This window comes from uncultured Nostoc sp. (genome assembly GCF_964247315.1).
GTDB lineage: Bacteria > Cyanobacteriota > Cyanobacteriia > Cyanobacteriales > Nostocaceae > Nostoc.
The window spans coordinates 1-26,722 of record NZ_CAXTTT010000076.1 but is presented as its reverse complement, the minus strand read 5'-3'; the positions used below and the strand labels follow the sequence as shown (position 1 = coordinate 26,722).

Sequence of the window (26,722 nt, the reverse complement as noted above, 5' to 3'; positions counted from 1 at the left end):
TGCTCAACCTTTGATGTAACACCAATTCAAAGTCACGGCAATCGCCAGCACTGGTGCGATTGCCTGAATCATGCTATTACTACGGGAGAGAGAATTAAGGCTGTAGTCCTTATTTTGCAAACCTTATAGCTTTTCTCAGTGCCATTCTACTAAGATATAAGTTAATAACTCTTGGTCAATTGCTGGACTATGAAGTTGTTGCACTACTTCGGGATATTGACCCATCCTAGCGACATTTATTGCGTTGTCTTTTTGCTCCACACGACGAACCAAACCCACTCTCACTTCACGCCACTCCGTTGGCCGCTGACATCTTTTAATTCGGCGAACTCACGTTAATTCTTCTTTTTCGCTTGGAACACAGATGCCAGTACGAATCTGACAACCATCTAGTTCTACTAAAATTCGGTTTCAACCATCTCTTTTAGACGGTGGAATCAAGTTTTTGAAACTTGTTTCCAATTTTTGCAATCGATTTTCTACATATTGCTGGGCAATATTTGCAATTGATTCTACTTCTGGACTAAGTGAACTGCATTCTACTTTCCAGACATAATGTTCTTGAAAACATTTGGCTGCTTGCCCAAATGACTCTTCAGCCCCAAAATCAGTTAACGCTTGCTTAACAGCGGTCGATTAAATCGTGATTTTTCTAACATATCCGGTATCAAGTTATGGTCTTTCAGATAGCCACAAGCCTTATTCTGGTTACTGTTAAAGTACATCGCAGCGCAGATAGTACTTATAATAATTTCTACATCACTCATGTCTCTTTGAGAATCTTCATTATCAGCATAGGCGTAGCCCGCCGCAGGCATCGCCTTCAACAGGTGATCAATGATAGCATAGACAGTAATTATTTCTTTAGCATACGCCCCTGCTCATTTACTTCCTGGAGGGGATTTTATTATTTAAGTAGAGCATGTGCGCTCTCTCGGCAGCATAACTAGCAACTTGGGCCAGTAGCAAATCACAACTCACAAAAAAACCCGGAAAAACCGGGTGTAACTTAACTTGTTATCCAAACTCAATTGTTGTGTATCCGTTAGCGTCCTAAACTGCGCCAATCGACAAATACATCCTGAACCAACAGTGATTTATTGTAAAGTTGCAGAATAATCAGCAGAAACACGAAAAATAGTGCCATAAAAACAGCCATCACAGGGGTAGTACCCCAACCTGGAGCCACTTTCCCATACTCAGAGTTAAGTGGTTTCAGGATATCTCCCAACCTAGTCCTTTGTGCCATAGTTCACCTAAGATTACTTGCCAAAGCTTTTTTTAATCTTCTGTAATATTCTATAAGAATAGCACTCATCATCTATCTCTCAATTATGGAACCCGCAATAGTTCTTAGCATTTCTGTGGCTGCCGTGGTGATTGCCATCACTGGAGTTTCGATTTATACCTCCTTTGGTCCTCCTAGCAAGGAATTGAACGATCCGTTCGATGACCACGAAGATTAAAAAAGTCATATCATGTCCGTAGCGTAAATTTTTGCTGCGATGTCTACGACGGGCTACGCCTACGTAGACAAGCATTGCTGTTGCTTGTCGGGGTTTTCTCCACGAGCAACTGGCGTGTGGGGTAAAATGACTATGGCAATCATAACTAATTACCCAGACATGATATTTGAAGTGCGTTACGGCTCAAGCCGTAACGCATACTATTTTGGATGTTTTTTAATTGGAAGTCCCTAATGGGTTGCCACTACCTCTCCTTCCAAGCGAACGAGTCGGTCTGCCAAAAGTTTCTCAAGGTCTTCTAGGGCCTTGGTGAAACCTTTAATACCTTCGTCTAGTTTGTCAGTTGCCATGCGGTCAGCAGCGTGCATTTTGTCATAGCTGGCTTTGTCAATGGATATCTTTTCGATTTCCAAGTTTGCTACCTTGGCAGGGTCAAGTTTACGTGGCAGTTCTCCAATGGTTGCTTGCAATTCACCCAAAAGTGACGGGGAAATTGTCAATAAATCACTACCGGCAAGTTCAGTAATTTCACCAACGTTACGGAAACTAGCTCCCATAACTTCGGTTTTATAGCCGAATTTCTTGTAGTAGTTGTAGATTTTGGTGACAGACAAAACACCTGGATCTTCTGCTGCTGGGTAACTATCGCGTCCGGTATCTTTTTTGTGCCAGTCGAGAATCCGACCGACGAAGGGAGAAATTAGGGTAACACCAGCATCTGCACAGGCGATCGCTTGGTGAAGACCAAACAACAAGGTAAGGTTACAGTGAATACCTTCTTTTTGCAGGATTTCTGCTGCACGAATGCCTTCCCAGGTGCTGGCAATTTTAATTAAAACGCGATCGCGGCCAATCCCGGCAGCTTTATACTGGGCAATTAATTCCCGTGCCTTAGTCAGGGTAGCTTCGGTATCGTAAGACAAGCGAGCATCCACTTCCGTAGACACGCGACCGGGAATAATTTGTAAAATCTTTAATCCAAAGGCAACTGCCAGACGGTCAAAAGCTAGAGAAACTATCTGTGTTTGCGTAGCTTTGTCTCCAGCATCTTTCTTTGCCTGGAGTAAAGTTTGATCGACAACTTCCTGATATTCTGGCATTTGCGCCGCAGCAGTAATCAGAGAAGGATTGGTGGTGGCATCTTGAGGTTTGAACTTTTCAATTGCCTGGATATCTCCCGTATCCGCAACCACGACAGTCATTTTCCGCAATTGTTCCAGTAAACTCTTGGACATAAAATACTCCGTGATGAATGTTACAGGATTTACTTAATTCCCCAGTTGTTTAAACTCTTGATTATTCCTTCAATTCTGATTCTGGCAATTTTTCGGAATCATTGCCCAATGCTTACTATTCACAGCCACAGCCCTATTCTAGGTGGGTTATGCGGAAATTGGCTGTCCAATAGAATGCACTTTGATTAAACTAGTTGTTCCTGATTTACCAATTGGAACACCAGAGGTAATTACCACCTTATCGCCCTTATTCGCTAAACCCATGTCTACAACTGTGTTCACCACATTGGTAAACATCTCTTCGGCATTGTGGACTGGTGGAATTAGCAAAGGTTCCACTCCCCAGGAAAGCGCTAACTGGCGATAAGCGGTGATGTCGGAGGTGAGGGCAATAATGGGAGAAGTCGGCCGATATTTAGATACCATTCTCGCCGTACTTCCTGATGTAGTGTTACAAAGAATTGCTCGTGAGCCAGTTTCATAAGCAATGCGACAGACGGATTCTGCCACAGATTCGGTAACGCTAAGACTACCCGCTTCATGACACCAAGCATGTTTGCTACCCTCATCTAAAGCTTGTTCTGTCCGCACAGCGATGTTGTGCATCATCTGGACGGCGGCGATGGGATATTGTCCGACAGCTGTTTCACCAGAAAGCATTACCGCGTCTGTTCCATCCAAAATAGAGTTAGCAACATCGGTTGCTTCGGCGCGGGTGGGATCGGGGGCGCTAATCATCGACTCTAGCATTTGGGTAGCTGTAATCACCGGCTTGCCAGCACGATTGCAACGGCGAATAATATCTTTTTGAATTAGGGGTACTTCATGAATTGGCACTTCCACCCCTAAATCGCCACGGGCAATCATAATCGCGTCGGCAACTTTCAGAATGGAATCAAAGTTTTCTACTGCCTCTGCTCTTTCGATTTTGGCAATTAAGCGAATCGAAGCGCCAGCAGCTTCAATCATGCGCTTGGCGGGTTCTAAGTCTTGTGGCGATCGCACGAAGGATACCGCTACCCAATCTACACCCAACTGAATCCCAAAACGCAGATCCAGCAAGTCTTTTTCGGTGATGGAACTTACAGGTAAAGGAGTTTGGGGCAGATTTACTCCCTTGTGTGTAGAAATTAAGCCGCCATTTTTCACCTGCGCCCGAATGCGATCGGCGTCGCGATCGGTAACTATCAATTTGACACGACCATCATTAATCAAAATCGGTTCGCCTGGTCGCACCATTGCGAACAAAGTCGGCAATGGTAGGGGTAGTTCGTCAATACTCTCACCCTTTTCTTGCAAAACAAAGGTAACTTCAGTACCCGCTTCTAAATTTAAGCCTTCCGGTGGTAAAGTTCCCAAGCGAATTTTGGGGCCACACAGGTCTTGCATAATTGCGATCGGCTTTTGCTGCTCAGTACTAATCTGCCTGAGATAGTGAGCCGTTTGGGCGTGGAATTCATAAGCTCCGTGGGAGAAATTCAGCCGTGCCACGTTCATTCCAGCTTCTACTAAGGCTTGCAGCCTTTCAGATGCAGATGTAGCCGGCCCAACAGTACAAATGATTTTGGTTCGACGCATAGGGATTGGGGGGGGTTGAGGAGTAACCTGCAAATTTGGATGCTTTGAGCGATCGCCCAAAACATCCAAATTCACACGTGCTTCATATCACTGGTTTGTTAAATAAAAATACTAGATTCCGTTTTATTTTCGGAGTATTTACCATTTGACCCAAATCCCAAATGGGGACTGGGGATTGGAGACTAGGGACTGGGGAAAAAACTTAATTACTAATGCCCCATCACCCATGCCCAATACCCAATGCCCAATAAATAATCAAACCACAGCCGCTGTCGGTGCGAGTTTTTCTTTCTGTGACATAGATAACATCAGGTCAATCACGCGATTTGAGTAGCCCCACTCGTTGTCATACCAAGCAATTACCTTGAAGAAGTTTGAATTCAACTCAATCCCAGCACCTGCGTCGAAGATGCTGGAATGAGTATCGCCTTGAAAATCTGTAGAAACTACTTCTTCATCTGTGTAGCCCAAGATACCCTTTAGTGAACCTGCGGCAGCCTCCTTCATGGCAGCACAGATTTCCTGATAACTGGTGGCTTTGGCTGTTTTGAAAGTTAAATCAACTACAGAGACATCGGGAGTCGGAACTCGTAATGCCATCCCAGTTAACCTGCCCTTCAATTCTGGCAAAACCAGTGCTACAGCTTTTGCTGCGCCTGTCGACGAGGGAATAATATTTTGGGATGCACCTCGACCACCCCGCCAGTCTTTCTTGCTGGGGCCGTCTACAGTTGGCTGAGTGGCAGTCATAGCATGGACTGTGGTCATTAACCCTTCAGTCACCCCAAAATTATCATTAATCACCTTAGCTATGGGAGCTAAACAGTTTGTAGTGCAGCTAGCATTGGAGACAATGATATCCTTGCCAGGTTCAAATAGGTGATGATTGACACCCATTAACAGGGTAGTAACTCTATCTGGATCTTTAGTGGGAGCGGAAATTACCACTCGCTTTGCACCTGCCTTTAGGTGGTTTGCAGCTCCTTCGTAGTCAGTGAAAAGCCCAGTAGCTTCCACAACATAATCTGCACCTAATTTTCCCCAAGGTAACTCTGCTGGATTCCTCACCGACACACAAGGAATGAAATGTCCGTCAATCAGGATGCCGTCTTCCTTGGCTTCAACCTTGTGCTTTAATTGACCGTGGGTTGAGTCGTACTTTAATAGATAAGCGAGGTTATCTGGTGGTACTAAGTCGTTAATGCCCACAAACTCAATGTTGGGATTATCGATGCCAGCGCGAAGCACAAGTCGCCCGATTCGACCGAAGCCATTGATACCAACTTTCAATTTAGTCAAGATTAAACCTCCCGTTGTGGAAGTTGAACAAAAGGAGAAAGTTAAAAGTCAAAATAGATTGCCTTTTACTCTTTACTCTTTGATCCTGACAGTCTCAGTCAGCTAAGGCATATTTACTTGGCATCTTTTAAGGATTGGGGCATGGGTAATTGGGGATTGGGCATTGGAAGAGGCAGAAGGGAATAAACTTACTGCAACTTCTCCTCTGCTTCCCTGCTCCCCTGCTTCTTCCCCAGTCCCCAATTCAACTTAATTAGTAGTAGGTTGGACAAATCGTTTAATTTCACCACAGGCAATATAAGATTTGCCATCTGGTGCTGTTTTGACTTCATCAACGACGTAAAGCATTCCTTCCTCGCGAACCGATCGCGGAAAACGCATGTTCCAATCTGGTTCATATCCGTCAGAAACCACTCTAGCACGCAGCTTGCTGCCATCTTTGACACACTGAATTAAAATACTGTCCCCTACGCTGTCAGTTGTGGGAAGATCGGCAGCACTGGCAGGGCCTTTGGAAGCTTTACCTGTGTTAGCTGGATGCGATTGTCTAGGGGCAACGAAGATATCTGTTTCACCGGGTTGAGCAAAACGGGTGATTTTACCACGTACTCGATAGAAAGTAGCATCGCTTGAGAGTTCCAGTCCTTCAACAACATAGCGTGCCCCCTCAGCACGAATAGCGCGGGGAAACTGAATGTTTATGGTTAAATCGTAGCCTTTGGACATGACTTTGACCCGCAGTTTACCTCCTTCACGAACGCAGTGCAATTCAACACCTGAACCGACTTCATTCACAATGGGCATGGCGTACACTTCATCGCCAGTAGTGACACCGCGACCCACCAAATCGCTGCGATTGCGCGTCATCGTCTGGTAAGTCTGATCTCGCATCTCTTTTCGTCCGGCATTGCCTAAAGCTTTTTGAGCGATCCGACTGGCGAAATATTCAAGCTGATCGATCTCTTCAGCAATTTCAAAATTCTCGTTCAACCCTTTATCCCGCAAATCTTTCACAAGCGCCCGCAAGGTTTGTTCAGCTTCCTGATGCTTCCCATGTTCGGCGAGATTAAGGGCAGTCTCTTTGGCTTTAGCAATGGTTAGGCGACTCAGTTCCAGAATGATATGGCTTGTAGCAGCAAAAGCTGCCTCCTCAACAGTGCCAACTTTGGCGACGACATCGACTGTACCTGACACGCTTTGAATGCGGTCATTTTGCACAACATCGGCACTGTAATGCAGTTTTATCACTGGTAACTCACCAACTTGAGCGCTTGATATCCCCAGACTCAAACCGAGAAGTTTGTCTTCACCCTCGTAAAGCTCTCCCAAGGTGATGACAGCTTGACCAGCGTCATTCTGGCTAACTTTAGCCAGACTTAAGGTATCAACCAGGCTGACACCATCTGCCAATTCAAGTGTCACCTTGAGGTTCTGTCCCACTACTGCTCTGAGACTGTCTAGCTCAATACTAAACACTTCAGTTGCTTCGTCGATGCTCTGAATGAAGTAAAAGTTGCCTGTGGCGGCTCTTGCCATTCCAATCAGCAAGTCTTCATTGAAACCCTGAGCAAAGCCTAACGTAGTTGTGATAATACCTTCCTCAGCTTTTTGCCCTGATGTCGCCGTCAGTATCTTGGGGTCTTGAATGCCCATATTGGCGTGACCATCAGTAAGCAGGAGAACACGGTTGATTTTTTGCGGATCGAGTCGCGTTTTCACGTGTTCGCAGCCTTTGAGCCATCCCCCCGATAAGTTGGTAATACCGCCTGCTCTCACCTTGCGGATAGAATTTTTTAGTGCGGCTTTGTTAGTCACAGACTGGGGTGGTACAACACTGTCCACTTCATCGTCGTAAACAACTACTGAGAGAATGTCATCTGGCTCAAGTCGATCTACCACAGACTCAGCGGCTTTGAGTGCGTGATGCAAGGGAGCGCCTGCCATAGAGCCGGAACGGTCAATTACAAGCGAAAGGTTAAGGTTACGCCGAGGATATTTAGCTATGTCAGCACGAAAACGTAGTAAAATATTAGTTTTTAATGCAGATCCGGCGGCGAGGATAGACTGGTCAAATTCGTAACTTGTCTTAATCATTTTTTATATCCCTGATCATTGTCTGTTATCAGCTACAAGTCTTGTGATGCATAGACAGTAAGTGCTTTATTTAGTTTACCCAGAAATAAGTTTTTTCAGTAGTCAACTTGTATTTAATGTAATATTTTATAGTTGCAGGTTCTCGCCAGCTTAGACAAAGCCCATCATAAACATCCGGTACTCAAAGGCGATCGCACTGGTCACAATTGCGGGAAACTGAAAGCAGATATATTAGGAGAGGAGAACCTAATGAGTTGGACTAAAGTTCTTGCAGTCGAAGCACTTTCCCCAGGTGCGCGAGAAGTGGTGAAAGTTGGCAACCGGAAAATTTTGCTTTTGAATCACGAAAGTCAGCTTTATGCTGTAGATAACAACTGTCCTCACTTAAAATTACCGTTGAAAAATGGGAAAATCACTGAAAGTGGGGCAATAGTTTGTACCTTCCATCGCAGTGCTTTTGACCTGCGGACTGGTGAGGTACAAGGATGGTGTTCCTGGCCACCTGGTGTAGGTAAGGTACTCTCGTTGGTTTCACAACCAAAAACATTGCCAGTGTTTCCGATTCGTGTTGAAGAAGGCAGTATCTGGGTTGATGTGCAAGAGGAATAACACCCTCTCCCTGAATTTACTGAAACAGTACTAAGTAAAAAAAGAAAAACCCCAGCTAAACTTATTGGCTGGGATTTGTATCAAAATCTACCTATTTCAGAGATATAGAATCATTTAATGAGAAAATAGAACGTCTTCTCAAACAGTTTGAACACTTTGCTGTGATGTCATGTTGGGTTGTGTGTTGCCATTACCAGCTTCTATAGAAGCTGTAGCACTTTGAATATCCAGGTCTTTACAACCAGCTAACAATTCCCATACTCATGTCCCAATTCCAAAGATTCTAGTAGCAAAAACACAGAAAATTGTTAAATAAAGAAAGTATGATATGAGACTGATCGCTGACGAAGTGATTAATGCTCAACAAAAAATTGCGGATCTTCCAATCGATTGTCTTTAGCGGTGACTCGCACATAGCTCTGCCGCACTGACATATTATGACAAACTTTGTGTCAGGTTAAATGTTTTACCCCTAGACATACTTTTTCGGCTCTTGCATTTGCAGCTGATCTATGTGAATATTCTATGAGCAAAATACGGCAAATTGCTCGATTTATCGTAGTATATATATTGCTTGTAGTTTAAATGTACTTATGTTCGCTAAGTATTTACCAAATCGACTGATGAAGATTGTCAGCAGCTTTCTTCAAAATTATGAAATATCCAGAATCGGCATATTTGCCTTATTCTTTATCTGTGGGTTAAGTTTGACTCTTGTGATATCTGCGTGTTCTGCCAACAATACAGGTAACTCTGTAGCAACACAGACAGCAAATCAAGGTGTGGTAGTTCGTATCGGCTATCAAAAAGCGGCGACTATTCTTAGTGCTCTCAAAAACAGAGGCAATTTAGCGCAAACTTTAACGACTGCTGGTGCTTCGGTGACATGGGCAGAATTTCCTGCCGGCCCACCTATGCTAGAAGCAATGAACGCAGGTAGTATTGACTTTGGTTATACAGGTGAATCACCACCAATATTTGCCCAAGCTGGAGGTACTCCCTTGCTTTATGTTGCTTACGATCCTTGGGGTCCCAAAGCCGAAGCAATTATTGTACCGAAAGATTCACCAATTAAAACGGTTGCTGACCTTAAAGGGAAAAAAGTAGCCTTTGCTAAAGGCTCGAATACTAACTATCTTGTTGTCAAAGCTGTAGAAGCTGCCGGATTAAAGTATAGTGACATTCAACCAGCACATCTAACACCAGCAGATGCCCGTGCAGCATTTACTGGTGGTAACGTTGATGCTTGGGCAATTTGGGACCCTTACCTAGCAGCAGTTGAACACGACACAAAGGTTAGGACATTAACAGATGCGACAAATTTAGCACCGAATCGGGGTTACTATCCAGGGCGGCCGCATCATGTCAACAAAAGGATTGTATTTTCAATAAGCTCCCAAATAGTCGCATTAATTGTTGCTTATTGACACAGGTTGAAGCGATCACTTTGAGCTTGGGAAACTAAACCAAACGATAAATGCTGATTTTTTCGTTGGTTCTTAACCTTGGTTGTGATCAAGAGTAATTTAGATGCGTTTGCCCTGGGTTACTATCTTGCGCGTCAAGAGTTTGTTAATTCTCATCCAGATTTGTTGAAAACCCTCTTAGATGAAGTAAGCATTGTAGATAAATGGGCAACAAATAATCCAGAAGAAGTTGCCAAGTTTTTAGAACCAGAGTTAGGTATTCCCGCAGCAGCATTAGAAAATGCCGAAAAACGACGAAAATATGGCGTTTTACCGCTAACAGATGAAATAATCACTCAGCAACAAAACATTGCCGATACTTTTCACAAAATCAAGCTAGTTCCCAAGCAAATCCAAGTCAAAGATATCGTTTGGAACGGTAATAAACCTTAGAAGTTCCTCCCTACTCCCAAAAGCTTATGGACATTAACACCCAACAAATAAAAACTGATGTACTTGTCATTGGTGGCGGTACAGCCGGGACAATGGCTGGAATTAAAGCCAAACAAGCGAATCCCGATGCAGAGGTGCTGATTTTAGAAAAGGCTAACATCCGTCGCAGTGGTGCGATCGCAATGGGTATGGATGGAGTGAATACCGCAGTCATTCCCGGTCATTCCACACCAGAACAATACGTGCGCGAAATCACCCTTGCTAACGATGGGATTGTCAACCAAAAAGCCGTTTATCAAACAGGCAAATTAGGTTATGAAGTTATCCAAGAATTAGAAAGTTGGGGTGTGAAATTTCAAAAAGATGCCCAAGGCAACTATGACTTAAAACAAGTGCATCGTGTGGGTAAATATGTCTTACCCATGCCAGAAGGAAAAGACCTCAAAACAATTCTCACGCGCCAAGTTAAACGCCACAAAGTCAAAGTCACAAATCGCGTCATGGCAACCCGTGTATTAATCAAATCAGGACGTGCTATTGGTGCGGTGGGATTTGATGTCAGAAATGGAGATTATATTGTTATTCAAGCTAAAGCAGTCATCCTGTGTACAGGTGCTTGTGGCAGATTAGGATTACCTGCTTCCGGCTATCTCTACGGCACTTATGAAAATCCTACCAATGCTGGGGATGGCTATTCAATGGCTTATCATGCAGGTGCAGAACTTAGTAATATAGAATGCTTTCAAGTTAATCCTTTAATTAAAGATTACAACGGCCCTGCCTGTGCCTATGTTGCCGGGCCTTTTGGCGCACATACAACCAACGCCGAAGGAAATCGCTTCATTAGTTGTGACTATTGGAGTGGTCAAATGATGTTGGAAATCTGGAAAGAATTAAATTCTGGAAAAGGGCCAGTCCAATTGAAAATGACCCATCTTGATGAAGATACAATTGCAGAAATTGAATCTATACTTTGGGCGAATGAACGACCGAGTAGAGAGCGTTTTCATCAAGGTAGAAATGAAGATTACCGCACCCACGGTGTAGAAATGCACATTTCTGAAATAGGCTTATGTAGCGGTCATAGTGCTTCTGGTGTGTGGGTGAATGAAAACGCTCAAACAACTATCCCAGGTTTATATGCAGCTGGAGATATGGCCAGTGTTCCCCATAATTACATGATTGGGGCATTTGTTTTTGGTCGCATAGCCGGAACTCATGCCATTGAATATGTACAAGATTTAGATTTTGTTGAACCAGATACGGATTTTTTAGAAATAGAAAAAGTTAGAATATATGCTCCCTTAACACGTCCAAATGGTGTACCTCATACCCAGGTAGAATACAAATTAAGGCGCTTAGTTAATGATTATCTACAACCACCAAAATCAGGTAATAAACTTGAAATTGGTTTGAAACATTTTGTTCAATATCAACAAACATTAGATTTAATGGGCGCTCGCGATCCCCATGAATTAATGCGCTGTATAGAAGTACATTTTATTCGAGACTGTGCGGAAATGGCAGCTAGAGCATCCTTATACCGTCAAGAAACTCGTTGGGGACTTTATCATTACCGTTTAGATTATCCCGAAAAGAATGATGATGAATGGTTTTGCCATGTTAACTTAAAGAAAGATGAATTAGGGCAAATGATATTGTTTAAACGTCCTATAGATCCTTACATTGTGGAAGTAGATGCAGTCAAAGAATCGTATAGTGTTGCAGCTAAGTAAGAGGATGGTTTCAAAATTTTAGGCAAAATGTAAGGTGTATTGTCCCGTAGCACAAAGCACCATCAGCAATTCAATAACTTTTAGAAAATGCTTGAACTAATTAACCCAACTTGTGATTTGTATTCAGAATTTATTGGTATGGCTGCGGAATATCAGAAATTATTTCCCGTTATTGGATTGATTTATGAAAACTTAATTTGAGCATAAAATAACAAAAATGGGTTATAAAACGATAATTTTTGATCTCGATAATACACTATTGAATTTTGAACTATGTGAACGTCAAGCTATACTCGGAGCGCTAGAAGCTTGTGGAATATCTTTAGACTTAAATGGAGTAAATGAGACTATTTTTCTTCAAGTATATGAAACTTATAATTCCAAGCATTGGAGACAGCGAGAAAGTTTTTCTCCTGGTGAATTGATAGAGATGTCTTATCGAAGTACACTTGCTCACTTAGATATACAAACAGATCAAATCAGCAATCTCAGTCAAAGTTTTTGGCATATTTTTAATCATTCTGCTGTAATGGAACCTAATGTAAATGAAGTACTAACTGTTCTCGCACGTAGTTATCGTTTGGCTGTCATCACCAACGATTTTGTATCAGCACAAGTACCAAGAATGCAAGCTGCGGGAATTGAGCATTTTTTTGAGGAAGTTATAGTTTCTGAAGCAATTGGTTTTGCTAAACCATCTCCTGAAATATTTAATCATGCGTTATCTGGATTAGATTTAACACCAGCACAAGTACTTTACGTAGGAGATTTTCTCGCTCATGACTATGTGGGAGCAATGCAAGTCAAGATTGATTTTTGCTATTACAACCGAAAAAACCAAATTTTACCACAAGAAGCACAACCAAAGTTTATGATAGGTGAACTCTCAAAGTTGCTGGAGTTGGTTAACTAACAGGCTTTAAAACTTAAATGGTTTTGTTTAAATTATTTTGAGGAATTTTATTATAAATATGTCTATCTATAATTCAATTGGCCAACAATATTCCAAAACTCGCGTTCCTGATATTCGCATCGTCAATCAATTAATTGATTTACTCAATTTACCAAAAGGTAGTCTGATTGCTGATATTGGTGCTGGTATTGGTGGTTACAGTTTAGCACTAGCTAACCAAGGTTTTTTTGTGAATGCTATTGAACCTTCTTTAGTAATGCAAAAACAAGCAGTAGAACATCAGCAAATTAAGTGGTTCACTGGCTATGCAGAAAATTTACCTTTACTAGATAAGTCTGTTGATGGCGTTGTAAGTATCCTGGCAATTCATCACTTTTGTCATCTCGAAAAAGCGTTTCAAGAAATGCATAGAATTATTAGAGATGGGACAATAGTTTTGCTAACTTTTGATATTAGATTAGCTAAGAAGATATGGCTTTATGATTATTTTCCATTTTTATGGGAAGATGCTTTACTATTTTTACCACTTAACGAACAGATTTATTTAATTCAGAGGAATATTAAAAGGCGTGTTGAAGCCATACCCCTTTTGTTACCATACGATTTGTCTGATTTATTCGCAGCAGCAGCTTGGAGACGACCAGAGTTATATCTTCAAGCAGAAGTACACGCGGGAATATCATCTTTTGCATTAGCGAATCAAGATTTAATTGAGCAAGGAGTACAGTTACTTACAGCAGATTTAAGTAGTGGGGAATGGACGAAAAAATATGGTGATATTCACAATTTGGCAGAGATTGATATAGGCTATCGTTTTATCCGTGCAACGCTGGATAACTAAATGATTGTAATTTAAAATTAAATTATGACAAATAAAGTTATTGTAAATGAGAAAATTGAAATTAGACAAGCTGAGATTAAAGATGTAGAGAGAATAGCTGTTCTTTGCAAACAACTTGAATATTCTGTGACAAATCAACAAATAGAACAGCGCCTTACTAAAATTAAAAATAACGATGCTCATATTGTGTATGTTGCCACTTTAGAAGATGAATATGTAATTGGTTGGACACACACTCATATTTGTGACTCAATAGTTATTCCGACTCCAGCAATTCTTTTAGGATTAGTTGTAGATAAAGATTATCGTCACAATGGAATAGGACGTATTTTGATGCAGCAAATTGAACAGTGGGCTTCTCTGGCTGGATGTGAGGGTGTTCTGTTACGTTCTAATATTAAACGTCAAGAGGCTCATTTATTTTATGAAAAAATTGGTTATACAAATATAAAACAGTCGTTGACATTTTATAAAAAATTGATTTAGTGAATAATATGCAGTTAATTAATACATTGACTACTCACCGTCTCTTTGCTGAACGTCTGCGATTTAAACATTTGAATGAACTTCATTGTATGCATCAAGATCCGCAAGTTATGGCAACCTTGGGCGGTGTTCGTTCTGATGAAGAAACACGGCTTTTTATTATCAATAATTTGAATCATTGGCAGCATTATGGATTCGGATTATGGGTGTTTCGAGACAAAATTAACAATCATTTTGTTGGTCGTGCTGGTCTTCGGAATACTGACGTAGAAGGTAAGGATGAAGTAGAATTAGCTTACGCTCTAATACCTAAATTTTGGGCTAAAGGGTTAGCGACAGAAATGGGTGAGGAAATATTGAAAATTGGTTTTGAAATACTGAGATTACCAGAGATAGTCTGTTTTACTCTAACGACGAATCAAGCTTCACAAAGAGTTATGGAAAAGCTGGGATTTAAATATGAGCGTGAGATTATACATGCAAATTTACCCCATTTATTTTATCGCTTAAAAGTTTAGTTACAAAATCAAGGAGAAATTTTATGGCTTTAATCAATCAAAGAATAGATGTTCCTGTTATCGTCGATGAATCAAAATGTTTAGAAAAATGCACAGCTTGTATTGAAGTTTGTCCCCTTGATGTATTAGCAAAAAATCCAGAGACAGGGAAAGCTTATATGAAATATGATGAGTGTTGGTTTTGTCTTCCCTGTGAAAAAGAATGTCCCACTAATGCAATTACAGTACAAATTCCCTTTTTATTACGTTAAAGATTTTCTGTGATTATGTGGTAAAAATAATGAACGATGATCTCAAAGATTGGCTAGAAATGCTGCGATCGCCTGACGTAAATGACCGCTTATTAGCCGTCAAAACTTTACAACATCTCGGCGAAGAAGAAACAGTAGACGCACTAATCATCGCTTTACAAGATGAACATATTGCTGTTCAAAAAATAGCTATATCTGCCCTTTGGGAGATTGCTAATTCTTCAGCTATTCCTGCTTTACTTGAATGTCTCAGTTCCGTAGATGTAGATATTCGCACTGAAGCTGCATCAGCTTTAAACGAGTTAGTTACTCAGGATGATTTACTACTGTTACTAGATAAACTTCAGAGTGATGATATAAATATCCAATTAAATATCTTATTACTGTTGCGAAAAATCCATGATATTCAATCTTTACCCTATATCTTACCATTTTTAAAATTAAATAATCCTGAGTTAAGAGAAGCGGCAATTACCACACTACGATATATCAATCAACTAGAAAAATGTCCACAAGCTTTGGATTTAATATTTGATGAATCAACACTTGTTCGTCGTGCTACTGCTTTAACTTTAGGACATTTACAAGATACACAAGTAATTACAATACTTGCTCAAGCACTTACAAATGATAGAGATTGGCAAGTTCGCCGTAATGCAGCCAAATCTCTAGCTATTCATGAAAATAAACAAGCAATTTCAGCATTAGAAATAGCTTTAGGTGATGAACATTGGCAAGTACGCAAATCAGCAGCACAAGCTTTGCAAACAATCCCAGATATTCAAGTTATACCGAGATTAATTCAAGCATTAACAGATGAATATGCAGATGTCCGCAAAGAAGCAGTAATTGCTCTTGGGAATTTAGCTCATCCCGATGTTATTAACCCCCTACAACAAGCCTTAGATGACCCTGACAAAGAAGTGTCTATCCAAGCACAACGGGCAATTCAGAAGATTCAAACAGATAAAAAAGTCGTCTTGGGTTAAGTGAATTGACAATAATTATGCAATCAAAAGCTAATTTTCATCAGCAAGAAGTAGTACAACTCCTCAAACAGGTTATCGAACCTACCTTAAAAAATGACATCGTTAGTTTGGGAATGGTGCGAAATCTCCGCATAGTTGATGACTATATTTACTTACGTTTATATATTGGTTCTCATCCGCACCAATTAGAGCCAAAAATTCAATCTAAATTATTATCTCTATCTTGGTGTAAAAAAACTTATATTCAAGTTTGTACAATTACCGATGTTAAAATTACTCTTGCTGTTTCTAGTGGTAAAGGTGGTGTGGGCAAATCCACAACAGCCGTGAATATAGCCGCAGCTTTAAAATTACAAGGTGCAAAAGTAGGATTATTAGATGCTGATGTTTATGGCCCCAATGTCCCTCAGATGTTGGGTTTGGGACAAGCTGATATTCAAGTGATTAATACTCCCACAGGTGATAAGTTTTTACCTCTAGAAGTTCAGGGAATAAAAATAATGTCAGTAGGTTTACTTGCAGAAGCAAATCGTCCTTTGGCATGGCGGGGGCCTGTATTGCATAAAATTATCACGCAATTTTTGCAAGATGTGGAATGGGGGGAATTAGATTATTTATTGATAGATTTACCTCCCGGTACAGGTGATGCTCAAATTACAATTATCCAAGAAAGCCCAATTTGTGGAGTTATTTTAGTGACAACTCCTCAACAAGTGGCTGTTGCAGATGTACGACGTAATATATATATGTTTCGCCAAGTGGGTGTTCCTGTGCTTGGCATCATTGAAAATATGAGTTATTTAATTTGCGGTGATTGTGGTTCACACACGCCAATTTTTGGTAGTGGTGGCGGCGAACAACTGGCCGCAGAATTACAAGCGCCTCTGTTGGGACAAATTCCTATCGATCCCCGTATTTGTAGTGGTAGTGATACTGGAAATCCGATTGCGATCAGCGAATATGCTTCACCAGCAAGGGAGGTTTTTACACAAATAGCTACTTCATTAAATACTACTTTTACGTTACACGATCAAACTACGCAGCTTGACCAAGCTTAGTAGCTTCATAAACTTCAATCAATTGTCCTGTTTTTACTAAACAAGGCAAAAGTAAAAAGTTAAAAGAAAAATGCGATCGCAGCGGTTTTTCCTTTTCAATCCGCAATAGTTTTCATCCTGTTCAAAATATCTGTTTTACCAAAGGCGATCGCATACCCTGAATTTGGATAAATTCACAAGACGTACAAGACGCCTCTTTTCTTACTACGGAGAGAGCAAAATACCACCCGCAACCTGAACCTTAGACAAAATCATAAATCGAGCGATCGCGGTATGTTTTCTCATTTAAGCACAAAAATATCAATGACATCCTCTAAAATCAAAAATATTCCTGTTTCGTTGAGCATTTTCAACAAAATAATGTTTGCGATGCGTTCACTATCTATTAGAACACCATCATAATCAAAAATAACTAATTTAATTTTGTCCATAACTTACAAAAAATTCGCTGAATCAGATTTATTAGGGTCAACAGCAAAAGCACCAATTTCACTCATCTTGTCAAATCTGAACCGAGTTATAAGCTTTAGTTTGATGCAGTTTCGTCGGAAAGAGCATTAATAATTTCTCTCAAGGGGCGATCGCTGTTAGATTCTTCTGGTGTTTCTTTACCCAAAGATGTATCCTTCACCAAGCGGTAAACATCAGCTGCTCCGTAAAAAATGCGCTCAGTCAGACCTACCTCCTGAAAGGTTTCGGCAATCTCTTCCATTTCCCCTATCCAACGATGTGCTTTTGGTGTCATGGATGGAATGGAACGGGTGAGTATAGCAGCAAGTTCCGGCTGGCTGCTAGATACTTCTTCCCAGAGTTGCTCATCCAAGCCTAAGCGATGGGCGGCGATCAGTAATTCTGTACCAATCGCTGTCAGTCCTTTTGTCAAGGCGGCGTAAGACATCTTCAATCCAGAAGCTTGACCAATTTCATCGCCAATTACTCGTATATCTAACCCATAATTCCGCAGTTGTTGAAATTCAACGGCCTGTTTTCCTGAAGCATAGATGCGGGTGCGTCCAGGAACTCTGGGAGGTGGGCCAATGATTGAGGCATCTACGAATGTGACTCCCACTGATTCGATGACTTGGGCAATACATTTTACTTTTTGGGGTGCAACTGCATTGCAATCAACGTACAGAATCTGTTTCCCCACATTGCTTATTACCTCAGCTACAAGATTCGCTGCTTCTATTGCGGCGGCGGGGACTAGCACTGATAGCACTACATCAGATTCAATTACTAATTGTGTGAGAGAACCTACATCTTGGATATTGGCTGCGGCGGCTAATTGCCGAGTTCTGGGACTGCGATCGTCTAGGGCGGCAATTGTCTTCAATCCATTTTGATTGAGAACAGATGCGATCGCCTGTCCCATGTCACCCGGACTTAAAATACCAACTGTTTGAATTTGCATGGAAAGCTTGATTGTTAACTGTATTCAGCTTTTGATTAATACGCTGATTTTGGTGATTGAGTTATGAGGCAAACTACGGTAAACTGATGCCATTACCGTTATTAATCTAAATAGGAACTTACCATACATCATTCCTTGGAAGCAAGCTATTTTAATGACTCAAGAACTATGGACAGAAGTTGATCGTTACATCACTGATTTACTTATACCTTCTGACCCTGTGTTAGATGCTGCTCTTCAGGCTAGTGATGCGGCTGGTTTACCACCACATAATGTTTCGCCAAACCAAGGTAAACTGCTCATGCTATTAGCCTTAATCCATAAAGCGCGGACTATTCTAGAGATTGGCACTTTAGGCGGCTACAGTACAATTTGGTTAGCTAGAGCATTGCCTGCTGACGGTCATTTGATCACCCTAGAGTCAAATCCCCAGCACGCCGAAGTTGCCTGCGATAATATTGCCCGCGCTAGACTGGCTCATCTTGTCGAGGTACGTGTCGGCCGGGCAATAGATACACTGCCGCAATTGGCTAAAGAGGAATACAATCCATTTGATTTGATTTTTATTGACGCAGACAAGCCAAGCAACCCAGAATATTTTGCGTGGGCGTTAAAGCTTTCCCGCCAGGGTAGCCTAATTATTGCCGATAACGTTGTTCGTAACGGAGCTGTGATTGAGGTCAACAGCGATGATCCTAACGTTCAGGGAGTGCGTCGTTTTAACGAATTGCTCAGTGCCCAAGCGCGTGTAAGTGCTACGGCAATCCAGACTGTAGGTAACAAAGGGTATGATGGCTTTGCGATCGCTCTTGTCATGCGTGAAAATTAGCTTTGTCTTTCTCAGTTCTTATTTTCAAGATAAGGTATATTCTAAATCACCACTAATCATTCCTCATATAATTGGGAACTGCTATATAATTACCAGCTATTAATTATATTGTAATTTGCCAAGCTTTTTTAAGGCAAAAAATAATGAGCTAATATGTAATGCTTGCAATAAAATACCGCTTTCAATTACTTCTATAATTTTTTTAAAGGCAACAGCTATACATCAATTTGTTCTGTATCATCCAAATTTAAATCAGCTATCTTTTCTAAATCTGTAGCTAAAAAACAATGGGTGAGATTGTTATGATTTGCTGCATTTGGTGATAAAATGCCAGTCTGAACAAAATTATCGCTAGTGTAACCTGTTTCTTCTAATAGCTCACGTTTTGCTGCTGCAAACGGTGATAAATCTTCTACTTCTACAGCACCGCTAGGTAATTCTAAAATTATTTTTTGTAGACCGTGGTGATATTGTTTGGATAAGACAACTTCTTTAACTCTTCCTCAGTTCCCTTAATAGCCTCACTCTGATTACCATCAATATCAACAGGAATATCACCCCCAAGTGTGATTCGCTGAACGTGGCGAGGTTGATTCCCGTAATCAGCGATCGCAGTTGAGTAGCGCGATTATCCCAGAAAGCTACATCGCCAACTTTCCAACGCCACCGGACAGTATTCTCTGGACGAGTGACATAAGCTTGCAACAATTATCACGATTTCATCGGATTCATTTTGTGATAGACTACACAGACGGCGCACGAAACCACCGATAAATAATCCACGTTCACCGGATTCAGGATGGACGTGGACAACTGGATGCAGGGTTTCGTATAAAGTTGAGGTGAAAACAACCCGATGCTCTAAAATTTCTTGTGGTAAATCAATGGCTACTTGTCCTTGAGCGTCAAGGTTCTGCTCTCGGAAGAAGATGACTTTGTAGTCTGACTAAAGCTTTACGGATATCGTTGATGATTTCATTGCTGAGGTTACTGCTCAAGTCAACACCAATGATTTTTGCACCGATACGTCCAGCAATTGGTTTGATGTCAAAGTGTTGGGAAGCCATGATATTTGTGTCTTCAAGGGTTAATTAATTTGTTTTACGCAGAGGCGCAGAGAGTAAGAGTTTGAGAGAAATTTTTGCGATCTATGCGGGGTAAAAGACGAATGCTCGTAGTTCGATGCTTTCTCGTGGGGGAGCGTTGACTGGGCTGGTGGGGTCTTCAAAGGCTGTATGGGCGGCAAAACGGGCGTGTCCGTCTTCTGCAGAGTCGAAGCATTTGATAAATAGTGCTTCGTCTCTGTGCATTTGCGGGAAGTAGAACCATTTATGTTTGGAGTTATAGGTGACTCCGTATGTCTCACCAACCCGATCGCGGTACACAAGATCGCCAGCTACAAGGTCTGTGGGTGCGATACTTTGCGCGTCACACAGTGCTAAGGGTGACTCTTGGATTGGTGTTGCGATCGCTCGCCAAACATTGATGATGGCAAATCGTTGTTTTAGTAGCGCATCAATATCATCTATCCCCCGCGCTGCTAGTTCCAAATGGGCGCGAGTATAGCCGGATTTGGCGGTAAAGTCGTTGTGTACACGCAAGGCAGGTTCTTTAATATTATTCTCACCTGGCTTGGAGTTACCAGCATTACGAAGGGTGTGATCAAATATCACTACCTTCGTTGCACCTGTCACTTCTTTTAACAATTGCTCGGCTTCTGGATAGTAGACGCGGCGCACTTCGTCTTCATCATAAAAGTTGCGGACATTAGTATTATGTCCAGTAAAGGCGAATCCTTCTTTATCTAACGAGATGTTCTCTGAGATAGAACGAGCATTGTAAATTGGCAGTTTGTGCATCTGATAAGTTGCATTCGTGCGGGGAATCCCGGCTGGCGGTTCGTAAGTATAGTTAACAGGTTTTTCTGCCGTTGGAATCAGGTAAGTGAGGTTAGCCTCTACGGATGGCAGATCCAGGTAAATCGGTCTGTCTATAACTTGGTTATTTAAGCTCATAGGTTATCCCATTTTGAATTTTAGTTAATTGTTGGTCATGTGTCCTATTTTTGAGATGCACCAACGGGAACAGGTTCACCGAGAATTTTAGCGAATCTTTCCAAATAGAAGTCCGCAGGATTTGCAACTGCTTGAATTGAGGAGCGATCGCCTACCAGATTCCACCATGTCTGCAAACGAGGTGTTTCTGCTGGTAGTGTGAATTTACGGAAGTGTTCTAAGAGTGGTAAACGTTCAAACCAGGGATAGAAGCTGATATCAACTAGGCTAAACCGATCTCCTAACAAGTAATCACCTTTGCCTAATCCTTCTTGTTCAATATATAGAAGTGCTTCTGTGAAATCTTTTCGTCCTTGTTCTTGTTCGGTGCTATCTTTACCGCGCAGAAATTTGTTAAAAGCTGGGACAAAGCGAGTATTGGCATAGTCTATCCAAATTCGAGCGATCGCTTTAGCTGCGGGATCGCGGGGTAACAAAGGTGGTTCTGGAAAAACTTCATCTAGATATTCATTGATAATAGCGGACTCGTAAATTTCAACATCCCCATGTTTGATAGCTGGAACTTTGCCATAGCGCGAAATCTGCGTGTACCCATCTGGTTTATTTTGTAAGTCAATTTCTATCGAGGTGAAGTCAATACCTTTTTCTAGTAAGACGACACGAGTACGTTGAGAGAAGGTAGAGGCTTTGGCGAAGTATAGTTGGATGTTGCTCATGAAATCTTTTCCTTGTAATAATCGTGAATGCAGACTATTTGAGATTGCACAACTCAAACTAAAGCAATAAAACAGAAGCTGTTCATGAGCGATCGCCCACTATGGATGAAAGCAACCATTCTGTTTTCTGATTAGTGCAGTTAAATAATTGACTGGTAGGTATCTACGTCAGTTATATACTATACTACAGTTTGTCGGTCGATTTTGTGTACTTAAAAACAGTATACAGTCTTTATGAAAATATGCATACCTAATTATTAGTGTAACTAAATAAATAGCTAGACATAATCAGGCATTTGTGCTCTGGGATTCTTTTTATTGGCCCTAGCGTTTATCGCTCATTTCGGTGTACGGAAGAGAAAATCTCCAGCCGTTTAATGCAAAATCGAGTTCATGCTGCAAATCTATCCCCCATTTCTTTTATCTAGCAAGAGAAGGAATCTATATTAATGGCACATCTATTTGAACCATTCAAGATTCGTGAAGTTGTTTTTCGCAACCGCATCGCCGTTTTATCCACAGTCGCAAACAGAGAATACGACGCTGTGCACCTGTTCCTCTAGTGGCTTTCACGCTCTTGCTAAGTTTATTGTAAAAACCTCTTGATTTTTATCGCCGATTGTGAGAAAGTCTGATTTAATATCTAAATAACACGGTAAATCGATAAATTTACAGTATGATATAGCTTGACTGGAAGCAAGCGGTGGTTTTAGCTGTGCTTTAATCCTGGCAACATCCGATCGGACTGATTACAACTACAAAAGTATAACAGCCATGCGAGCGAGGCATCATACCAGTACTGAATGCCAATATTACTGTCAGGAGAATCATATTAAGTTTGGGTGATTACTTCTAATAAAATCTATCAATGTAGGTTGGGTTGTAGCTTGCTTCCTCATAGGGGTACGGCAGTGAAACCCAACATCAACAAGGATCAAATGTTGGGTTCTTGCAGACGAACCCCCTTCTCTACGAGATGCTGTTCGCATTCGATTCTACGTTTTTCAACCCAACCTACAGATATTATTAAGTGTTTAACCAAACCTGATATCACTCTTATGCAAGTTACTTTCCAGTAAAGTAACCCCAGATATTATCCCAAATCTGGTTCGATTTTTCTGTTTCTCTAGAGGTGGGCATTTCGTGTGTGGCTAGTTGTTCTATTTTTTAGATGCTCATGTATTCACTAATGCGAAAAATAGATTAACGAAAACTACGAAGAAAAGGAGAATTGTTCATCTAAAATCCAAAATAATATCAGTTTTAAGAAAAGTTGAATCTTATTGATGAACTACAGGCATTCAAGTAGAAGTAGCAAAATTGAGAATATTAGAGATAGGAAAAAACATTATTTTCTCACACTAATATTCATTCAGGGAATAGCGATCGCACTTTTATTCATTCATACAACCGCATTTGCAGCCACAGTCAATCCCTGTCCCCAAGGTATGGCGATGATTTCAGGAGGAACATTCAAAATGGGGTCTGATAATTCCAGTTTTGTGGAAGAGCGATCGCCTGGAGATGTAACGGTGACTAACTTCTGTATTGATAAATATGAGGTTACAAATGCACAATTTGGTGAATTTATCAAATCTACAGGATATGTGACAGTTGCAGAGCGTCCCTTATCTGAAAAACAGTTTCCCGATTTACCCGGTGAGCAGCGATTACCGGGTTCCTTAGTGTTTGAGATGGCAAAACCAGGTGTCAAGCAAGTTTCCTTTCTAAGTTGGTGGCATTGGACTACTGGCGCGAATTGGCAACATCCTTTTGGGGCAGACAGTGCAATCGCTAGCAAATCCAACTATCCAGTTGTTCACATAGCTTACGAAGATGCCCTAGCCTACGCCAAATGGTCAGGAAAATCCTTACCTACCGAAGCCCAATGGGAATACGCCGCCCGTGGTGGCTTGGATGGTGCAACATACACTTGGGGCAATGAATATTCTGAATATAGAGCCAACACTTGGCAAGGAATTTTTCCCTTTTTCAACACCAAAGCCGATGGTCACTTGGGCATTGCTCCCGTCGGTTCTTTTGCACCCAATGGTTATGGACTCTATGACATGACCGGCAATGTGTGGGAATGGACTACTGATTTCTTTCAAGTCGGACACGATCGCAAATCCCATCAAATTAATCCTATTGCCTTAAATCAAAGCTTTGATCCCAATAAGCCCGATGAATCAGAACTACACGTAATCAAAGGGGGATCGTATCTCTGCGCTCCCAATTACTGTAGCCGCTTCCGTCCGGCGGCACGGGAGTCAGAATCACCCGATACGGGAACTACTCATATCGGGTTTCGGCTAGTTAAAAATTTGCCCTCCAGCACACTACCTATAAATCCAAAATCCAAAATCTAAAATTATATGACTGATCCTCACAAGAGAGATTCTTTGTATGCATCTCTCAAGTTAACTTCCCAAGCGATCGCTTTTTTGACAGCCCTAACGCTAATATTTTCTAGTATCTTACCTCTACCTGCTTGGGCGGACTATGGCGACAAATTGCCATTACCCCAACCATCTTTTAAAGGCAAAATTGGCATTACTTACAAAGAATCCCAACCAGACTTCCCCAAACCCATTAAGGCTCCAGAAAATGCACCAAACATTTTGCTGGTGTTGCTTGATGATGTCGGTTTTGGACAAACCAGCACCTTTGGCGGTCTGATCGATACGCCTAATTTAGACCGTCTAGCAGCAAGGGGATTGCGTTATAACCAATTCCACACTACAGCACTCTGCTCTCCTACCAGAGCCGCATTGCTCACGGGACGCAACCATCACTCTGTGAGTACAGGTGTGGTTACGGAGTTAGCTACAGGATATCCAGGTTATACAGCGATTTTACCTAGAAGTGCGGCAACGATCGCTGAAGTATTGCGAGATTATGGATATAACACAGCGGCCTTTGGCAAATGGCACAATACCCCAGACTATGAAACCAGTGCGGCAGGCCCATTTGATCGCTGGCCGACAGGTTTAGGTTTTGAGTACTTCTATGGATTTCTGGGCGGTGATACCAATCAATGGAGTCCAGCCTTGGTGGAAAATACCCAACATATTCAGAAACCAAATCGCTCTGATTATCACCTCACCCCCGATCTAGCAGACCATGCGATTAAGTGGATTCGCACCCAGCAAGCGATCGCTCCTGATAAACCCTTCTTTACCTACTTTGCCACTGGCGCTACCCATGCCCCACACCATGCGCCCAAGGAATGGATCAACAAGTACAAGGGTAAATTCGATCGAGGTTGGGATAAATTACGCGAAGATATCTTTGCTCGTCAGCTAGCCCTTGGTGTAATTCCCGCCGATACTAAGCTGACTCCTCGCCCGGCGGAACTCCCAGCTTGGGATTCCCTCACTCCCACCGAGCAGAAAGTTTATGCGCGTCAGGCGGAAGTATTTGCAGGTTTCCTCAGCCATACCGATGCACAAATTGGTAGAGTCATTGACACGATTGATCAACTGGGTGAATTGGATAACACCTTAGTCTTTTTCATCGCCGGGGATAATGGTGCGAGTGCTGAAGGCGGCTTAACAGGTAGTGTTAATGAATTAAAAGTCTTTAATGGCGTAGCAGAAAGTCCTCAAGAAGTTCTCGCGGCTTTAGATGATTTAGGTGGGCCAAAAGCCTTCAATCATTTTCATGCAGCTTGGGCTTGGGCAGTGGATAGCCCCTTCCAATGGACAAAACAAATTGCTTCTCACTTCGGCGGAACCCGCAATGGTTTAGTTGTGGCTTGGGGCGATCGCATCAAAGATCGTGGTAGAGTGCGGAGCCAATTCCATCATGTAATTGATATTGCGCCTACAATTCTGGAAGTTGTGGGGATTGAAGAACCAGAGGTTGTCAACGGTGCAAAACAACAACCCATCGAAGGTACTAGCCTTGTCTATAGCTTCGATAATCCTGCTGTACCATCCCATCACAAAACCCAGTATTTTGAGATGTTTGGCAATCGTGGCATTTACGATCAAGGTTGGGTAGCAGCCGCCCGTCATGGACGCTTACCTTGGGAGCGTGTCTCCAAAACCACCTTCGATGAAGATAATTGGGAACTATACGATATTACCAAAGACTTCAGTGAAGCCAACGATTTAGCCAAACAGAACCCTGACAAGTTAGCGCAACTACAAAATCTATTTCTGAAGGAAGCAAAGAAGTACAAAGTTCTGCCCTTGGACGATCGCTTAGTTCAACGGTTTGATGTCAAAATCCGTTCTAACCTAATCACAGGACGCAATAACTTTACTTATCACACATCTGTTGCAGGGATTCCCGAAGGCAGCGCTCCCAATATTAAGAGTCGCTCCTTTAGCATCACTGCCGATGTGGATGTTGCCAAAGATGGTACTGAAGGCGTTTTAGTCACCCAAGGCGGACGTTTTGCGGGTTGGAGTTTCTTCTTGAAAAAAGGTAAACCCACCTTTGCTTACAACTTCTTAAATAGCGATCGCACAATCATTCAATCTTCTCAACCAATTGCGATCGGCAAATCCCAAATCAAATTTGACTTTACTTATGATGGTGGCGCTCCGGGGGCAGGTGGTACTGGTAAGCTCTTGATTAATGAGCAACAGGTTGCGGAAGGCCGCATTGATAAAACTGTAGGCTACCGATTTGGTTTAGATGAAACCTTTGATGTTGGTCAAGATACTGGCACACCTGCGGTAGATACTTACCAAACACCCTTTGCATTCACCGGCAACTTACAGCAAGTCACCCTGGAATTGAAGTGATAGGAATTGGGCATTGGGGGTTGGGCATTGGGCATTGGTTGTTCTCCTCTGCCCCCCTGCCC

27 protein-coding genes and 1 pseudogene are annotated in these 26,722 nt (G+C 41.9%); 15 read left to right on the top strand and 13 right to left on the bottom strand.

Features of this window, described 5'->3' with window-relative positions; genetic code table 11:
- Window positions 1-135 precede the first annotated feature (135 nt).
- The 3 genes from ACFE93_RS21650 to psbH form a co-directional block, all read right to left on the bottom strand.
- Entirely contained in the window at window positions 136-285 is a 150-nt protein-coding gene (locus ACFE93_RS21650) for a hypothetical protein (RefSeq protein WP_375476088.1), read from the bottom strand.
- 326 nt (window positions 286-611) lie between these two features.
- Window positions 612-818 carry a hypothetical protein gene (locus ACFE93_RS21645; protein ID WP_375476086.1) on the bottom strand — a complete coding sequence of 69 codons (207 nt, stop codon included), beginning with the start codon at window positions 816-818 and terminating at the stop codon, window positions 612-614.
- Between the two features lie 227 nt (window positions 819-1,045).
- Window positions 1,046-1,249, bottom strand: a complete 204-nt coding sequence (psbH, locus tag ACFE93_RS21640; protein ID WP_094348882.1) for a photosystem II reaction center phosphoprotein PsbH — start codon at window positions 1,247-1,249, stop codon at window positions 1,046-1,048.
- 85 nt (window positions 1,250-1,334) lie between these two features.
- Here psbH and psbN point away from each other — a divergent pair, with 85 nt between their 5' ends.
- Window positions 1,335-1,466, top strand: coding sequence for a photosystem II reaction center protein PsbN (psbN, locus tag ACFE93_RS21635; RefSeq protein ID WP_292866665.1), 132 nt, complete (start codon window positions 1,335-1,337; stop codon window positions 1,464-1,466).
- Between the two features lie 230 nt (window positions 1,467-1,696).
- Here the strand turns inward: psbN and ACFE93_RS21630 are convergent, their stop codons facing one another.
- The 4 genes from ACFE93_RS21630 to ACFE93_RS21615 form a co-directional block, all read right to left on the bottom strand.
- On the bottom strand, window positions 1,697-2,701 hold the full coding sequence (locus ACFE93_RS21630) for a transaldolase (protein ID WP_375476084.1): 1,005 nt from the start codon (window positions 2,699-2,701) through the stop codon (window positions 1,697-1,699).
- 147 nt (window positions 2,702-2,848) lie between these two features.
- A complete protein-coding gene (gene pyk, locus ACFE93_RS21625) occupies window positions 2,849-4,279 on the bottom strand; it encodes a pyruvate kinase (RefSeq protein WP_375476082.1) in 1,431 nt (476 codons plus the stop codon).
- Window positions 4,280-4,534: 255 nt separating this feature from the next.
- Entirely contained in the window at window positions 4,535-5,578 is a 1,044-nt protein-coding gene (gap, locus tag ACFE93_RS21620) for a type I glyceraldehyde-3-phosphate dehydrogenase (protein WP_375476080.1), read from the bottom strand.
- 249 nt (window positions 5,579-5,827) lie between these two features.
- Complete coding sequence (locus ACFE93_RS21615; protein ID WP_375476078.1) at window positions 5,828-7,672, bottom strand: VWA domain-containing protein; 1,845 nt, start codon at window positions 7,670-7,672, stop codon at window positions 5,828-5,830.
- A gap of 249 nt (window positions 7,673-7,921) precedes the next feature.
- Between ACFE93_RS21615 and ACFE93_RS21610 the strand changes: the two genes are divergently transcribed.
- From ACFE93_RS21610 to ACFE93_RS21560, 11 genes are all read left to right on the top strand, one after another.
- A complete protein-coding gene (locus ACFE93_RS21610; RefSeq protein ID WP_375476076.1) occupies window positions 7,922-8,281 on the top strand; it encodes a Rieske (2Fe-2S) protein in 360 nt (119 codons plus the stop codon).
- A gap of 593 nt (window positions 8,282-8,874) precedes the next feature.
- Window positions 8,875-9,708, top strand: a complete 834-nt coding sequence (locus ACFE93_RS21605) for an aliphatic sulfonate ABC transporter substrate-binding protein (protein WP_375476074.1) — start codon at window positions 8,875-8,877, stop codon at window positions 9,706-9,708.
- 78 nt (window positions 9,709-9,786) lie between these two features.
- Window positions 9,787-10,140, top strand: a complete 354-nt coding sequence (locus ACFE93_RS21600; RefSeq protein ID WP_375476072.1) for a hypothetical protein — start codon at window positions 9,787-9,789, stop codon at window positions 10,138-10,140.
- Between the two features lie 26 nt (window positions 10,141-10,166).
- A complete protein-coding gene (locus ACFE93_RS21595) occupies window positions 10,167-11,876 on the top strand; it encodes a fumarate reductase/succinate dehydrogenase flavoprotein subunit (RefSeq protein ID WP_375476070.1) in 1,710 nt (569 codons plus the stop codon).
- A gap of 217 nt (window positions 11,877-12,093) precedes the next feature.
- Window positions 12,094-12,789, top strand: a complete 696-nt coding sequence (locus ACFE93_RS21590; protein WP_375476068.1) for an HAD family hydrolase — start codon at window positions 12,094-12,096, stop codon at window positions 12,787-12,789.
- A 58-nt stretch (window positions 12,790-12,847) separates the two neighbouring features.
- A complete protein-coding gene (locus ACFE93_RS21585) occupies window positions 12,848-13,630 on the top strand; it encodes a class I SAM-dependent methyltransferase (protein WP_375476066.1) in 783 nt (260 codons plus the stop codon).
- 24 nt (window positions 13,631-13,654) lie between these two features.
- On the top strand, window positions 13,655-14,116 hold the full coding sequence (locus tag ACFE93_RS21580) for a GNAT family N-acetyltransferase (RefSeq protein ID WP_375476064.1): 462 nt from the start codon (window positions 13,655-13,657) through the stop codon (window positions 14,114-14,116).
- Between the two features lie 8 nt (window positions 14,117-14,124).
- Complete coding sequence (locus tag ACFE93_RS21575) at window positions 14,125-14,634, top strand: GNAT family N-acetyltransferase (protein WP_375476112.1); 510 nt, start codon at window positions 14,125-14,127, stop codon at window positions 14,632-14,634.
- Window positions 14,635-14,657: 23 nt separating this feature from the next.
- Window positions 14,658-14,885, top strand: a complete 228-nt coding sequence (locus ACFE93_RS21570; RefSeq protein WP_012408944.1) for a ferredoxin family protein — start codon at window positions 14,658-14,660, stop codon at window positions 14,883-14,885.
- 29 nt (window positions 14,886-14,914) lie between these two features.
- On the top strand, window positions 14,915-15,874 hold the full coding sequence (locus tag ACFE93_RS21565; RefSeq protein WP_375476062.1) for a HEAT repeat domain-containing protein: 960 nt from the start codon (window positions 14,915-14,917) through the stop codon (window positions 15,872-15,874).
- 17 nt (window positions 15,875-15,891) lie between these two features.
- Window positions 15,892-16,932: a P-loop NTPase gene (locus ACFE93_RS21560; protein ID WP_375476060.1), complete on the top strand. Its 1,041-nt coding sequence runs from the start codon at window positions 15,892-15,894 to the stop codon at window positions 16,930-16,932.
- Window positions 16,933-17,213: 281 nt separating this feature from the next.
- On the opposite strand, the gene ACFE93_RS21555 is transcribed toward ACFE93_RS21560, so the two are convergent.
- Together ACFE93_RS21555 and ACFE93_RS21550 are read right to left on the bottom strand one after the other, a co-directional pair.
- Entirely contained in the window at window positions 17,214-17,363 is a 150-nt protein-coding gene (locus ACFE93_RS21555) for a hypothetical protein (RefSeq protein WP_375476058.1), read from the bottom strand.
- A gap of 95 nt (window positions 17,364-17,458) precedes the next feature.
- Entirely contained in the window at window positions 17,459-18,343 is an 885-nt protein-coding gene (locus tag ACFE93_RS21550) for a DUF1932 domain-containing protein (RefSeq protein ID WP_375476056.1), read from the bottom strand.
- A 154-nt stretch (window positions 18,344-18,497) separates the two neighbouring features.
- Between ACFE93_RS21550 and ACFE93_RS21545 the strand changes: the two genes are divergently transcribed.
- Entirely contained in the window at window positions 18,498-19,172 is a 675-nt protein-coding gene (locus ACFE93_RS21545) for an O-methyltransferase (protein WP_375476054.1), read from the top strand.
- A gap of 215 nt (window positions 19,173-19,387) precedes the next feature.
- On the opposite strand, the gene ACFE93_RS21540 is transcribed toward ACFE93_RS21545, so the two are convergent.
- The 4 genes and pseudogenes from ACFE93_RS21540 to ACFE93_RS21525 form a co-directional block, all read right to left on the bottom strand.
- Window positions 19,388-19,618, bottom strand: coding sequence for an NUDIX hydrolase (locus tag ACFE93_RS21540; RefSeq protein ID WP_375476110.1), 231 nt, complete (start codon window positions 19,616-19,618; stop codon window positions 19,388-19,390).
- Window positions 19,618-20,239: pseudogene (locus tag ACFE93_RS21535) on the bottom strand (TauD/TfdA dioxygenase family protein). The gene ACFE93_RS21540 and the pseudogene ACFE93_RS21535 overlap by 1 nt, the downstream one beginning before the upstream one ends.
- 81 nt (window positions 20,240-20,320) lie before the next feature.
- The gene (locus ACFE93_RS21530; RefSeq protein ID WP_375476052.1) at window positions 20,321-21,187 is read right to left on the bottom strand and encodes a CmcJ/NvfI family oxidoreductase; all 867 of its coding nucleotides are present in this window, start codon (window positions 21,185-21,187) and stop codon (window positions 20,321-20,323) included.
- 44 nt (window positions 21,188-21,231) lie between these two features.
- On the bottom strand, window positions 21,232-21,903 hold the full coding sequence (locus tag ACFE93_RS21525) for a glutathione S-transferase family protein (RefSeq protein ID WP_375476050.1): 672 nt from the start codon (window positions 21,901-21,903) through the stop codon (window positions 21,232-21,234).
- 1,286 nt (window positions 21,904-23,189) lie between these two features.
- Here ACFE93_RS21525 and ACFE93_RS21520 point away from each other — a divergent pair.
- Together ACFE93_RS21520 and ACFE93_RS21515 are read left to right on the top strand one after the other, a co-directional pair.
- A complete protein-coding gene (locus tag ACFE93_RS21520) occupies window positions 23,190-24,272 on the top strand; it encodes a formylglycine-generating enzyme family protein (protein WP_375476048.1) in 1,083 nt (360 codons plus the stop codon).
- Between the two features lie 6 nt (window positions 24,273-24,278).
- Window positions 24,279-26,660, top strand: coding sequence for an arylsulfatase (locus ACFE93_RS21515; RefSeq protein WP_375476046.1), 2,382 nt, complete (start codon window positions 24,279-24,281; stop codon window positions 26,658-26,660).
- The last annotated feature ends 62 nt before the right edge of the window (window positions 26,661-26,722 follow it).